Source organism: Streptomyces sp. NPDC091292, assembly GCF_044757265.1.
GTDB lineage: Bacteria > Actinomycetota > Actinomycetes > Streptomycetales > Streptomycetaceae > Streptomyces.
This window is the reverse complement of the sequence record NZ_JBIVUQ010000001.1, coordinates 140,334-152,244: the sequence shown is the minus strand read 5'-3', so window position 1 is coordinate 152,244 and position 11,911 is coordinate 140,334. Positions and strand designations below refer to the sequence as shown.

The window sequence follows — 11,911 nt, the reverse complement described above, 5'->3', positions numbered from 1 at the left end:
GGTCTTCTTGGTTGCCTCTTTACCAAGTCGACGGGGTCACAGTCGGCGGGATCACGGGTGCGTCATCGCTGGGCCGCGAGGACCTCGCGCTGGATGGCCGCGAGGTCGGTGCAGCCGGCGACGGCGAGGTCGAGGAGCGAGTTGAGTTCGTCGCGCGCGAAGGGCTCGGCCTCGGCGGTGCCCTGGACCTCGACGAAGCGGCCGTCGCCGGTGCAGACGACGTTCATGTCGGTGTCGGCGCGCACGTCCTCCTCGTAGCAGAGGTCGAGCAGCGGGATGCCGCCGACGATGCCTACGGAGACGGCGGCGACGGTGCCGGTGAGGGGCTGGCGTCCGGCCTTGATCAGCTTGTGCTCGCGGGCCCAGGTGACGGCGTCGGCGAGGGCGACGTACGCGCCGGTGACGGCGGCGGTGCGGGTGCCGCCGTCGGCCTGGAGGACGTCGCAGTCGAGGACGATGGTGTTCTCGCCGAGCGCCTTGTAGTCGACGACCGCGCGCAGGGAGCGGCCGATGAGGCGGGAGATCTCGTGGGTACGGCCGCCGATCTTGCCGCGGACGGATTCGCGGTCGCCCCGGGTGTTGGTGGCGCGGGGCAGCATCGCGTATTCGGCGGTGACCCAGCCTTCGCCGGTGCCCTTGCGCCAGCGGGGGACGCCCTCCGTGAGGGAGGCCGTGCACATGACTTTGGTGTCGCCGAAGGAGACGAGGACGGAGCCTTCTGCGTGCTTGCTCCAGCCGCGTTCGATGGTGACCGGGCGGAGTTGTTCGGGGGTACGGCCGTCGATGCGAGACATGGCGACGACCTTATCGGTCGGGTTCTTCGCCGCTGCGGGGTACTTCCGCGTGGGCCGGAACCGGGGTGCTGTGCCCGGTGGGGCACAGCGGCGCGCCGGGCGGGGTGCTACATCATGTCTTCGATCTCTGAGGCGATCGGGTCCGCGTCCGTGCCGATGACGACCTGGATCGCCGTACCCATCTTGACGACGCCGTGGGCGCCGGCGGCCTTGAGGGCCGGCTCGTCGACCAGGGACGGGTCGGACACCTCGGTGCGCAGGCGGGTGATGCAGCCTTCGACCTCTTCGATGTTGTCGATACCGCCGAGCCCGGCAACGATCTTCTCCGCCTTGCTGGCCATTTCTTTCTCCCTGCTGTCAAAGGACGAGGCCGCGGCCCACGTGGTCCGCTTCGTCAAGGTAACGCACGGTTGGCCCATCTTCGCGAGCGATGACCCGACTCGTACCCAATGATGACGTTCAGCGTGCGCCGCCGGCCGAGTACCGGCCGACTGGTCTACACCAGTTTACGGCGGGCGCCGGACCTGGCCGGTACGGGGAGGACGAGGATGAGCGCGCACAGCGCGGCAGTACCCACCCGCTCGTGGTGGAACGGTTTCTTCCAGGGGCTCCAGAAGATGGGGCGGAGTCTTCAGCTCCCGATCGCCGTACTGCCCGCCGCGGGCATCCTCAACCGGCTCGGGCAGCCGGACGTCTTCGGCTCCGAGGGCCTGAACTGGACGAATGTCGCGACGGTGTTCGTCGCGGCGGGCGGCGCGCTGCTGGACTCCTCGCTCGGTCTGCCGCTGCTGTTCTGCATCGGTGTCGCGATCGGTATGGCGAAGAAGTCGGACGGGTCGACGGCGCTGGCGGCGGTGGCGGGGTTCCTGGTCTATTACGCGGTGCTGCGGGCGTTCCCCGGGAGCTGTCCGCCGGGGCAGACGTTCGCGGGGGCGGGGATCTGGAGCGGGTTGTGCGTCGCCGAGGACGGGACGTCGGCGCAGGCGTCGTACCAGAATCCGGGGGTGTTCGGCGGGATCGTGCTGGGCCTTGTCACCGCGTATGTGTGGCGGCGGTTCCACCGGACGAAGCTGGTGGACTGGCTGGGGTTCTTCAACGGGCGCCGGCTGGTGCCGATCATCATGGCGTTCATCGGGCTGCTGTTCGCGGGGCTGTGCATCTGGATCTGGCCGCCCATCGGGGACGGGCTGACCAGTTTCTCGAAGTGGCTGTCGGATCTGGGGGCGTGGGGTTCGGGCATCTTCGGTGTCGCGAACCGGGCGCTGCTCACGGTGGGGCTGCACCAGTTCCTGAACACGTTCGTCTGGTTCCAGTTCGGCGACTACACCAAGCCGGACGGGACGGTCGTGCACGGTGACATCAACCGGTTCCTCGCGGGTGACCCGACGGCGGGCCAGTTCACCACGGGGTTCTTCCCGATCATGATGTTCGCGCTGCCGGCCGCCGCGCTCGCGATCACGCACTGCGCCCGTCCGGAGCGCCGGAAGATCGTCGGCGGGATGATGCTGTCGGTCGGCCTGACGTCGTTCGTCACGGGGATCACCGAGCCGATCGAGTACTCGTTCCTGTTCATCGCGCCGCTCCTGTACGCGATCCACGCGCTGCTGACCGGTGTGTCGATGGCGCTGACGTGGGCGCTGGGGGTCAAGGACGGGTTCAGCTTCTCGGCCGGCCTGATCGACTACGTCATCAACTGGAACCTCGCGACGAAACCCTGGCTGATCATCCCGATCGGTCTCGGGTTCGCGGTGGTCTACTACGTGATCTTCCGGTTCGCGATCACCGTGTTCAACCTTCAAACGCCGGGCCGCGAGTCCGTGGAGGAGGCGGCCGAGGAGGACCGCGAGAACGTGAAGTAGCCCCCTTCGCGGTATGGCTCAAATAACAGGAATCGCGGGTTCCTTATCTCGCCTTCACCGTGCTAGAACAGGTCTACACCACTCAGTGGTGTAGACCATTTGTTCTGCATGGAGGCATCTGATGTCCACGGCGAGCGCCGCACCCGCGGCCGACAAGAAGAAGGGCGCCGGCGCGATGGCTGTCATGCAGCGCATCGGCCGCAGCCTGATGCTGCCGGTCGCCGTGCTGCCCGCGGCGGCCCTGCTGGTCCGGTTCGGCAACGACGACATGCTGGGCCGGGCGTCGTTCCCGGACTTCGTCACCAAGCTCGCCGGGTACATGTCCGCGGGCGGTGGCGCGCTGCTCGACAACATGCCGCTGCTGTTCTGCGTGGGCATCGCGATCGGCTTCGCGAAGAAGTCGGACGGTTCGACCGCGCTGGCCGCCGTCGTCGGCTACCTGGTCTTCCAGAAGGTCCTCGGCACCTTCACGGACGGCAATCTGCCCAAGGTCGCCTCGGTGGTCGAGGGCAAGATCGTGATGAACGAGGCGCCGGTCAACGCCGGGGTGCTCGGCGGTGTCGTGATGGGCGTCGTGGTGGCGCTGCTGTACCAGAAGTTCTACCGGACCAAGCTGCCCGACTGGGCGGGCTTCTTCGGCGGGCGCCGGCTCGTCCCGATCCTGTCGGCCTTCGCGGGCCTGGTCATCGGTATCGTCTTCGGCCTCATATGGCCGGTGCTCGGCGCCGGTCTGCACCACTTCGGTGAGTGGCTGGTCAACTCGGGCGCGGTCGGCGCGGGCATCTTCGGTGTCGCGAACCGCGCGCTGATCCCGATCGGCATGCACCACCTGCTGAACTCGTTCCCGTGGTTCCAGGCGGGTTCGTACGAGGGCAAGAGCGGCGACATCGCGCGCTTCCTGGCCGGTGACCCGAGCGCCGGGCAGTTCATGACCGGCTTCTTCCCGATCATGATGTTCGCGCTGCCCGCCGCGTGTCTCGCGATCACCCACGCGGCCCGGCCGGAGCGGCGCAAGGTCGTCGGCGGCATGATGTTCTCGCTGGCGCTGACGTCCTTCGTGACGGGTGTGACCGAGCCGATCGAGTTCACGTTCATGTTCATCGCGCCGGTCCTGTACGCGATCCACGCGGTGCTCACCGGTGTGTCGATGGCGCTGACCTGGGCGCTCGGCATGAAGGACGGCTTCGGCTTCTCGGCGGGCGCGGTCGACTTCTTCCTGAACCTCGGGATCGCGTCCAACCCGTGGGGCCTGGCGCTTGTCGGCCTCTGTTTCGCGGCCCTGTACTACGTGATCTTCCGGTTCGCGATCGTCAAGTTCAATCTGCCGACGCCGGGGCGCGAGTCCGACGAGGAGCTGGCGGAGTTGCAGAAGGCCGAGAGCAAGTAGCGGCTCACCGGGCTGTGTTACGGGGAAGTCCCCGCCGTTGTGGTCCAACGGCGGGGACTTCCCCGTACGGGCGTCTCTGCGGGGGGGTCAGATCTCGTACGTGGCGCCGGGCGCCGCGAGTTCTGACGGGCCGTCGAACACGGCTCGGGCGTCGGCCAGGTTGACCTGGGGGTCCGTCCACGGCGGGATATGGGTGAGGACCAGGCGTCCGACATCCGCGCGGCGCGCGCTCTCGCCGGCCTCGCGGCCGTTCAGATGGAGGTCGGGGATGTTCTCCTTGCCGGCCGTGAACGCCGCCTCGCACAGGAACAGGTCGGTGCCGGAGGCGAGTTGGTCGAGCGCGTCGCAGACGCCGGTGTCCCCGGAGTACGTCAGCGAACGGCCCTGGTGTTCCACCCGGATGCCGTACGCCTCGACGGGGTGGCGGACCCGTTCGGTGCGGATGGCGAAGGGGCCGATGTCGAAGCCGCCGGGTTTGACGGTGTGGAAGTCGAAGACCTCGCTCATCGAGGACGCCGACGGGGTGTCGGCGTACGCCGTGGTGAGGCGCTGTTCGGTGCCCTCGGGGCCGTAGACCGGGAGGGGGGCGGGTCGGCCGCCGTCGTGGCGGTAGTAGCGCGCCACGAAATAGGCGCACATGTCGATGCAGTGGTCGGCGTGCAGATGGCTGAGGAAGATCGCGTCGAGGTCGTAGAGACCGATGTGGCGCTGCAGCTCGCCCAGGGCGCCATTGCCCATGTCGAGGAGCAGCCGGAAGCCGTCGGCCTCGATGAGGTAGCTCGAACAGGCCGATTCCGCGGACGGAAACGACCCCGAGCAGCCGACGACGGTGAGCTTCATAGGAGCTGGAACCTCCGCGCTGGCAGGAAAGTGACCGGATTTCCGGTCCGGAGAACGGGGGTCGTGCGGTCCGTCGAGCGTAAGACGCAAAAGGCCGGGTCGCCCCTCGGTCACGGTCCGTTGTGGGCGAACTCACCCACCCGTCCCCCTCACGGGGGCCCTCCTCCGACCGGGACACATCGGCCGGGGGTCTCCCCCCACACCCCCGGCAGAATCCCCTAGCCCCCCTCCGCGAGGCCGGCCCGAGCCCCGACCGGAAAGACCCAACGCGTAACCCCGCCGGGTTCCCCTCCCACCACCACGCCGATCAGCCCACCACCGGGAGGGTCCGGCGGAATCCCATACCGCCGAACCCACACCACCGTGGCGGAGCACCACTGCGGCGGAAAGAATTACCGGACCTCGCAGGTCCGCCCCCAGCCCGCAAGCCGGCACCCCCAGACCCGCCCAGTCCCAGCCACCTCGAACCCTGCCAGGTCCGGCCCTGGCCCCGGGCGGGCAGCACCCGCCGGGTTTCCCTCTCGCCGCCACGGCGATCAGCCCACCGCCAGGAGGGTCCGGCGGAATCCCATGCCGCCGGACCCACACCACCGTGGCGAAGCACCGCTGCGGCGGAAAGAAAAACCGGACCCCACAGATCCGACCCCCCAGCTCCCGGCCCTCCGGCCGCCACCCCAAATCCGCCCCAGCCTCAGCCACCCCGGGCAGCGACCCCAACCCCACCCGGTCCCAGCCCCCCCTCCCCCGCGAGGGGGGTAAACCCGCCGCTACCCCAAAAGAAAGGGGCCGAGTGCTCTGGCAGGTTCAGCGTCCTGCCATAGCCCACGGCCCCCAGACCCACCCGGTCTCAGCCAACCCCCGCGAGGGGGGTGAACCCGTTAAGCCCACAATTGGCCCTGCAAGGTTTCGATGGCCTCTTCTGTTGTCGCTGCTGTGTAGACGCCCGTCGAGAGGTATTTCCAGCCGCCGTCGGCCACGACGAACACGATGTCCGCCGGGTCGCCGGAGGCCACCGCCTTGCGGCCCACGCCGATCGCCGCGTGGAGGGCCGCGCCGGTGGAGACTCCGGCGAAGATGCCCTCCTGCTGGAGGAGTTCCCGGGTGCGGGTCACCGCGTCGGCCGAGCCGACCGAGAAGCGGGTCGTCAGGACGGAGGCGTCGTACAGCTCGGGTACGAAACCCTCGTCGAGGTTGCGCAGGCCGTAGACCAGGTCGTCGTAGCGCGGCTCGGCCGCGACGATCTTGATGTCCGGTTTCTGCTCCCGCAGGAAGCGGCCCACCCCCATCAGCGTCCCGGTGGTGCCGAGCCCGGCGACGAAGTGCGTGATGGAGGGCAGGTCGGCGAGGATCTCGGGGCCGGTGGTCGCGTAGTGGGCGCCCGCGTTGTCCGGGTTGCCGTACTGGTAGAGCATCACCCAGTCCGGGTGCTGCCCGGCCAGCTCCTTCGCGACCCGTACGGCCGTGTTGGAGCCGCCCGCCGCAGGCGAGGAGATGATCTCCGCGCCCCACATGGCGAGCAGATCACGCCGCTCCCGCGAGGTGTTCTCGGGCATCACGCACACGATCCGGTACCCCTTGAGCCGCGCCGCCATGGCGAGCGAGATACCGGTGTTGCCGGAGGTCGGCTCCAGGATGGTGCAGCCGGGTGTGAGCCGGCCGTCCTTCTCGGCCTGCTCGATCATGTGGAGCGCGGGGCGGTCCTTGATCGAGCCGGTCGGATTCCGGTCCTCCAGCTTCGCCCAGATCCGCACGTCCGCGGAGGGCGAAAGCCGCGGCAGCCGGACGAGCGGCGTGTTGCCGACCGCCGCGAGCGGGGAGTCGTACCGCATCGCCGATCAGGCCATACCGCCGGCGACGGCCGGCAGGATCGTGACGCTGTCGCCGTCGGAGAGCTTCGTGCCGATGCCGTCGAGGAACCGTACGTCCTCGTCGTTGAGGTAGACGTTGACGAAGCGGCGCAGCTTGTCGCCGTCCACGATGCGGGCCTGGATTCCGGCGTGCCGGGTCTCCAGGTCGGCGAGGAGCGCGGCGAGGGTGTCACCGCTGCCCTGGACGGCCTTCTCACCGTCGGTGTACGTGCGGAGGATGGTCGGGATGCGGACCTCGATGGCCATAGCTGTGGGCTCCTGTCGGGAGGATGTCGGGTCGGTGGGCGCGCGGCGGCCCGGCAGTGCGGGGTGCGTACGTACGTGGGGCGAGGCGCCGCGGCTCACGGGCGCCCGGTGGCAGGGGTCAGCTGGGACAGATGGCGCTGGACAGCCTGCACAGGTCGACGTGCAGCCGCGCCACGAGCAGCATGCCCGGCGTCTTCTCGCTCACGTCGTGGGAAACCATGCGGTCATCGTATCGATTCCCGGTCACCCTCCCCGAGTGTGATCTCAAATACTGGAAGAATTCCGCCCGCTCCGCGAGATCAGTACGGGTCTCCGTACGTCTCTCAGTACGTCTCCACGACGCTGACCTCTTCTTCCGTCACCTTTCCTTCCACGATCCGGTAGGACCGGAACTGGAAGGGGCCGGTGCCGTCGGCGTCGGCGGTGGACACGAGGACGTAGTGCGCGCCGGGTTCGTTGGCGTAGGCGAGGTCGGTGCGTGAGGGGTACGCCTCGGTGGCGGTGTGCGAGTGGTAGATGATGACGGGCTCCTCGTCGCGGTCGTCCATCTCGCGGTAGAGCTTGAGGAGATCGCCCGAGTCGAACTCGTAGAACGTGGGCGAGCGGGCGGCGTTGAGCATGGGGATGAACCGCTCGGGGCGGCCGGTCCCGGCGGGTCCGGCGACGACACCGCACGCCTCGTCGGGGTGGTCCTCGCGCGCGTGGGCGACGATCCGGTCGTACAGGGCCTGGGTCAGGGTCAGCATGCCGGCAAGGATAAGCAAAAGGGCCCGTACGGACCGGAGTACGGTACGGACGGGCCCACATGCTGGACGAACCGGCGGATCGCGCTACTTCGCCTCGGGGGTGCGGCGCTTGGCGAAGGCCGCTGCCTCCGGGTTGCGGCTGCGCAGCACGAGGTACGAGACGCCCAGGATCAGCGCCCACAGCGGTGCGCAGTACAGCGAGATACGGGCGTCCTTGTCGATGCCCATCATCACGATGACCATGCCGATGAAGGAGAGCGAGAACCAGCTCGCGACCGGCGCGAACGGCGCGCGGAACGGTGACGCGGGCAGCTCGCCCCGGTCGGCCTTGGCGCGGTAGCGGATCTGGCAGACCAGGATCATGATCCAGGCCCACATGCCGGAGATGGTGGCGAAGGAGACGACGTAGGTGAAGGCGTCGCCGGGCCACTGGTAGTTGATCCAGACGCCGACGAGCATCAGGGCTGCCGAGAACGTCGTACCGATGAGCGGGGTTCCGCTGCGGGTCAGCCGGGTGAAGGCGGCGGGGCCCTGCCGGTTGAGGGCGAGGTCGCGGAGCATCCGGCCGGTGGAGTACATCCCGGAGTTGCAGGACGACAGGGCCGCGGTGAGGACGACGAAGTTGACGATGGCGGCGCCCGCGGCGAGGCCCATCTTCTCGAAGGCGGCGACGAAGGGGCTGACGCCGGGCTGGAACTCGGTCCACGGCACGACCGAGAGGATCATGATCAGCGCGCCGACGTAGAAGACGGCGATGCGCCACGGCACGGTGTTGATGGCCTTGGGGAGCGTCTTCTCGGGGTCCTTGGACTCCCCGGCGGTGACGCCGACGAGTTCGACGGCGAGGAAGGCGAACATGACGATCTGGAGGGTCATCAGGGTGCCGGTGATGCCCTCGGGGAAGAAGCCGCCGTCGGCCCACAGATGGCTGACGGACGCGGTGTCACCGGCGTCCGAGAAGCCGAGGGTGAGGACGCCGGCGCAGATCAGGATCATGCCGATGATCGCGGTGACCTTGACCATCGAGAACCAGAACTCCAGCTCCCCGAAGAGCTTCACGGAGATCAGGTTGGCGCCGTAGAGGATGACCGTGAAGACCAGTGCGGACAGCCATTGGGGGATGTCCCACCAGTACGTCATGTAGGTGGCGGCGGCGGTGACCTCGGTGATGCCGGTGACGACCCAGAAGAGCCAGTACGTCCAGCCGGTGACGAAGCCCGCGAAGGGGCCGACGAACTCGCGCGCGTACTCGGAGAAGGAGCCCGAGACCGGGCGGTACATGAGGAGTTCGCCGAGGGCCCGCATGATGAAGAAGATCACGATGCCCGCGATGGCGTAGGCGAGGATCAGGCTGGGGCCCGCCTTGGAGATGGCCTTGCCCGCGCCGAGGAAGAGGCCGGTGCCGATGGCGCCGCCGATCGCGATCATCTGGATCTGGCGGGCGCCGAGTCCGCGCTGGTAGCCCTCACCGTGGCCGGACGGGTCCGTGTGCGCGGAGGCGGAGGGTCCGGGGCCGTCGTGGGGCTGGTCGAGCCGCACTTGGGTCATGGTGGTGCGCCTTTCGCCGGGAACAGGGGTGGGGCCCTGTCGGGTCCGGCAGATCTATCACGCGGACGCCGCCGATCGATTCAGGCGCATGTGACGCGGTCCACGGGAAGAAGCGGACAAAATTCTTCCGGCGCGGCAAAGGTCATCGGGGCGGTGACGGGATCGTTATCCCGATTTGAGCGTCCGCTGAGCACCTCTGGACCTCACGACATCAGCGTGCTGACCAGCGTCTCCTGGAGTCCGCCGAGCCACAGATACGCCATGACCATCGGCTTGCGCGGGTCCGAGTCGGGGAGCCGGTAGAGCAGGTCGGCGTCGTCCTCGTCGCTGACGTCGAGCCGGGCGCCGATCGCGAGCCGCAGGTCGTTGAGTGCGCCGAGCCACTGCCGTGACTGCTCGGGCGCGAGCTTGAGGACGGCGCCGCCGTCCCCGGCCGCGCCGAGCGCGTCGAGCGTGTGGACCACGGCGAGGGCGTCCTCGCGCTTGCGGGCCCGCAGGTCGTTCTCGGTGAAGCGGCGGAACTCGGCGGAGTACGCCATGAGTTCGTCGGCCTCGTCGCCGGTCGCGTCCTCGGTGCCGGGGCCGCCGTAGGCGTCCGGGAAGAGCCGGAAGAGGACGGGGTCGGAGGGCGGTTCGCTGGGGCCGTCGGTGAAGATCTCCGCGAGCGGGTCGTCGGGGGCGTCTTCGGCGGGTCCCGGTCCGATCAGCTCCAGGAGCTGGACGGCGAGCGAGCGGATGATGGAGATCTCGACCTCGTCGAGCGCGACGGCCGCGCCGCCCCCGGGGGTCGGTTCGAAGTGTCCTGGCATGAAGTGAGTCGCTACTTCCGGTCCTGCTGGAGGGTGGCCCACAGACCGTATCCGTGCATCGCCTGCACATCCCGCTCCATCTCTTCGCGGGTTCCGCTGGAGACGACGGCACGGCCCTTGTGGTGGACGTCGAGCATCAGTTTCGTGGCCTTGTCCTTCGAGTACCCGAAATACGCCTGGAAGACATAGGTCACATAGCTCATCAGATTGACCGGGTCGTTGTGGACGAGCGTGATCCAGGGGACGTCCGGCTCGGGCACGGCGAAGACCTCCTCCGCCGACTCGGTCTTTTCGATCTCTAGGGGTGCGGGAGCCGTCACAGGCCCCATGCTGCCACCTGGCGGGGGCCCTCGCACAAACGGCTCCCGAAATCGTCAGAGTGACGAGATAGGGGTAGCATCCTCGTCATGAACACTGCGGACCCAGGGCCTGTCCCAGGGCTGCCGGTCGACGTTCCCTCGACCGCGCTCTTCACGGACCACTACGAGCTGACGATGCTCCAGGCCGCGCTGCACGCCGGCACCGCCGACCGCCGTTCGGTCTTCGAGGTCTTCACCCGGCGGCTGCCGGACGGCCGCAGGTACGGGGTCGTGGCGGGCACCGGACGCGTCCTGGACGCCGTCGAGAACTTCCGCTTCGACGCACCGGTGCTCGACTTCCTGCGCGAGCGCCGCATCGTCGACGAACCGACCCTCGCCTGGCTCGCCGACTACCGCTTCACCGGCGACATCTGGGGCTATCCGGAGGGCGAGGTCTACTTCCCGGGCTCACCGCTGCTGCGGGTCGAGGGCAGCTTCGCGGAGTGCGTGCTCCTGGAGACGGTGATCCTGTCGATCCTCAACCACGACTCGGCGATCGCGGCGGCGGCGTCCCGGATGGCGTCGGCGGCCGGGGACCGCCCGCTGATCGAGATGGGCGCGCGCCGCACCCATGAGCTGGCGGCGGTGGCGGCGTCCCGGGCGGCGTACGTGGGCGGGTTCGCGACCACCTCCGATCTCGCGGCGGGCTTCCGGTACGGCATTCCGACCGTCGGCACCTCCGCACACGCCTTCACCCTGCTGCACGACAGCGAGCGGGACGCCTTCCGCGCCCAGGTCGACTCGCTGGGCGCCGGGACGACCCTGCTGGTCGACACCTACGACGTGGCCGAAGCGGTACGGGCCGCCGTCGACATCGCGGGGCCCGAGCTGGGCGCCGTCCGGATCGACTCCGGGGATCTGCTCCTGGTCGCCCACCGGGTCCGCGACCAGCTCGACACCCTGGGCGCCACCGGCACCCGGATCGTGGTCACGTCCGACCTGGACGAGTACGCCATCGCGTCGCTCGCGGCGGCGCCCGTGGACGCGTACGGGGTCGGCACCCAGCTCGTCACCGGGTCCGGGCACCCGACCTGCTCGATGGTGTACAAGCTCGTCGCGCGCGCCGGCTCGGCCGACCCGAAGGCACCGCTCGTGCCGGTCGCGAAGAAGGCGCTGGGCGGCAAGACGTCGATCGGCGGACGCAAATGGGCGGCGCGCCGTCTGGACGCGTACGGGGTCGCCGAGGCCGAGGTGATCGGTACGGGCCCCGTCCCGGCGGAGCTGGTGGACCAGCAGCTCCTGGTGGAGCTGGTCAAGGGCGGCACCGTGGTGGCCCGGGAGACGCTGGACGTGGTGCGGGACCGGCACGCGAGCGTCCGCGCGGGGCTTCCGCTGTCCGCCACCCAGCTCTCGCGCGGGGAGCCGGTCATTCCCACGGAGTACGTCTAGGGAGTCCGGTGGGGTGGTGTGCGCGGTCGCCGGACGCCCCCTCCCGCTGCGCGCCGGAAGTCTCTA

At 69.1% G+C, this 11,911-nt stretch carries 13 protein-coding genes; 3 read left to right on the top strand and 10 right to left on the bottom strand.

The features are described from left to right. Nucleotides 1–62: 62 nt before the first annotated feature. Both rph and ACIQNU_RS00595 read right to left on the bottom strand, forming a co-directional pair. Nucleotides 63–794, bottom strand: a complete 732-nt coding sequence (rph, locus tag ACIQNU_RS00600) for a ribonuclease PH (RefSeq protein WP_401359198.1) — start codon at nt 792–794, stop codon at nt 63–65. A 107-nt stretch (nt 795–901) separates the two neighbouring features. Then, nucleotides 902–1,213 carry a glucose PTS transporter subunit EIIB gene (locus ACIQNU_RS00595; RefSeq protein WP_401359196.1) on the bottom strand — a complete coding sequence of 104 codons (312 nt, stop codon included), beginning with the start codon at nt 1,211–1,213 and terminating at the stop codon, nt 902–904. 129 nt (nt 1,214–1,342) lie between these two features. Here ACIQNU_RS00595 and ACIQNU_RS00590 point away from each other — a divergent pair, with 129 nt between their 5' ends. Together ACIQNU_RS00590 and ACIQNU_RS00585 are read left to right on the top strand one after the other, a co-directional pair. Then, nucleotides 1,343–2,653: a PTS transporter subunit EIIC gene (locus tag ACIQNU_RS00590; protein WP_401359194.1), complete on the top strand. Its 1,311-nt coding sequence runs from the start codon at nt 1,343–1,345 to the stop codon at nt 2,651–2,653. Nucleotides 2,654–2,774: 121 nt separating this feature from the next. Continuing rightward, entirely contained in the window at nt 2,775–4,040 is a 1,266-nt protein-coding gene (locus ACIQNU_RS00585; protein ID WP_401359192.1) for a PTS transporter subunit EIIC, read from the top strand. Between the two features lie 87 nt (nt 4,041–4,127). On the opposite strand, the gene ACIQNU_RS00580 is transcribed toward ACIQNU_RS00585, so the two are convergent. The 8 genes from ACIQNU_RS00580 to clpS form a co-directional block, all read right to left on the bottom strand. Next, the gene (locus ACIQNU_RS00580) at nt 4,128–4,880 is read right to left on the bottom strand and encodes an MBL fold metallo-hydrolase (RefSeq protein ID WP_401359189.1); all 753 of its coding nucleotides are present in this window, start codon (nt 4,878–4,880) and stop codon (nt 4,128–4,130) included. A gap of 878 nt (nt 4,881–5,758) precedes the next feature. Beyond that, on the bottom strand, nt 5,759–6,709 hold the full coding sequence (locus tag ACIQNU_RS00575) for a PLP-dependent cysteine synthase family protein (RefSeq protein WP_401359187.1): 951 nt from the start codon (nt 6,707–6,709) through the stop codon (nt 5,759–5,761). 6 nt (nt 6,710–6,715) lie between these two features. Then, a complete protein-coding gene (locus ACIQNU_RS00570) occupies nt 6,716–6,994 on the bottom strand; it encodes a MoaD/ThiS family protein (protein WP_401359185.1) in 279 nt (92 codons plus the stop codon). 118 nt (nt 6,995–7,112) lie between these two features. Continuing rightward, a complete protein-coding gene (locus ACIQNU_RS00565; protein ID WP_401359182.1) occupies nt 7,113–7,214 on the bottom strand; it encodes a putative leader peptide in 102 nt (33 codons plus the stop codon). 103 nt (nt 7,215–7,317) lie between these two features. Beyond that, on the bottom strand, nt 7,318–7,740 hold the full coding sequence (locus tag ACIQNU_RS00560; RefSeq protein ID WP_401359180.1) for a Mov34/MPN/PAD-1 family protein: 423 nt from the start codon (nt 7,738–7,740) through the stop codon (nt 7,318–7,320). An 84-nt stretch (nt 7,741–7,824) separates the two neighbouring features. Further along, nucleotides 7,825–9,288, bottom strand: coding sequence for an amino acid permease (locus tag ACIQNU_RS00555; protein ID WP_401359178.1), 1,464 nt, complete (start codon nt 9,286–9,288; stop codon nt 7,825–7,827). Nucleotides 9,289–9,491: 203 nt separating this feature from the next. Continuing rightward, nucleotides 9,492–10,097, bottom strand: coding sequence for a DUF2017 domain-containing protein (locus ACIQNU_RS00550; RefSeq protein WP_401359176.1), 606 nt, complete (start codon nt 10,095–10,097; stop codon nt 9,492–9,494). A gap of 11 nt (nt 10,098–10,108) precedes the next feature. Further along, nucleotides 10,109–10,426: an ATP-dependent Clp protease adapter ClpS gene (gene clpS, locus ACIQNU_RS00545; RefSeq protein ID WP_401359173.1), complete on the bottom strand. Its 318-nt coding sequence runs from the start codon at nt 10,424–10,426 to the stop codon at nt 10,109–10,111. Nucleotides 10,427–10,504: 78 nt separating this feature from the next. Here clpS and ACIQNU_RS00540 point away from each other — a divergent pair, with 78 nt between their 5' ends. Further along, complete coding sequence (locus ACIQNU_RS00540; protein ID WP_401359171.1) at nt 10,505–11,845, top strand: nicotinate phosphoribosyltransferase; 1,341 nt, start codon at nt 10,505–10,507, stop codon at nt 11,843–11,845. Nucleotides 11,846–11,911 lie beyond the last annotated feature (66 nt).

Bases quoted from the DNA above. Each gene is read 5' to 3' on its own strand.
- ACIQNU_RS00560 (WP_401359180.1), bottom strand. From the start codon at position 7,740: ATGCTGACCCTGACCCAGGCCCTGTACGACCGGATCGTCGCCCACGCG.
- ACIQNU_RS00590 (WP_401359194.1), top strand. From the start codon at position 1,343: ATGAGCGCGCACAGCGCGGCAGTACCCACCCGCTCGTGGTGGAACGGT.
- ACIQNU_RS00540 (WP_401359171.1), top strand. From the start codon at position 10,505: ATGAACACTGCGGACCCAGGGCCTGTCCCAGGGCTGCCGGTCGACGTT.
- clpS (WP_401359173.1), bottom strand. From the start codon at position 10,426: ATGGGGCCTGTGACGGCTCCCGCACCCCTAGAGATCGAAAAGACCGAG.
- ACIQNU_RS00585 (WP_401359192.1), top strand. From the start codon at position 2,775: ATGTCCACGGCGAGCGCCGCACCCGCGGCCGACAAGAAGAAGGGCGCC.
- ACIQNU_RS00575 (WP_401359187.1), bottom strand. From the start codon at position 6,709: ATGCGGTACGACTCCCCGCTCGCGGCGGTCGGCAACACGCCGCTCGTC.
- ACIQNU_RS00570 (WP_401359185.1), bottom strand. From the start codon at position 6,994: ATGGCCATCGAGGTCCGCATCCCGACCATCCTCCGCACGTACACCGAC.
- ACIQNU_RS00550 (WP_401359176.1), bottom strand. From the start codon at position 10,097: ATGCCAGGACACTTCGAACCGACCCCCGGGGGCGGCGCGGCCGTCGCG.
- ACIQNU_RS00555 (WP_401359178.1), bottom strand. From the start codon at position 9,288: ATGACCCAAGTGCGGCTCGACCAGCCCCACGACGGCCCCGGACCCTCC.
- rph (WP_401359198.1), bottom strand. From the start codon at position 794: ATGTCTCGCATCGACGGCCGTACCCCCGAACAACTCCGCCCGGTCACC.
- ACIQNU_RS00595 (WP_401359196.1), bottom strand. From the start codon at position 1,213: ATGGGCCAACCGTGCGTTACCTTGACGAAGCGGACCACGTGGGCCGCG.
- ACIQNU_RS00580 (WP_401359189.1), bottom strand. From the start codon at position 4,880: ATGAAGCTCACCGTCGTCGGCTGCTCGGGGTCGTTTCCGTCCGCGGAA.
- ACIQNU_RS00565 (WP_401359182.1), bottom strand. From the start codon at position 7,214: ATGGTTTCCCACGACGTGAGCGAGAAGACGCCGGGCATGCTGCTCGTG.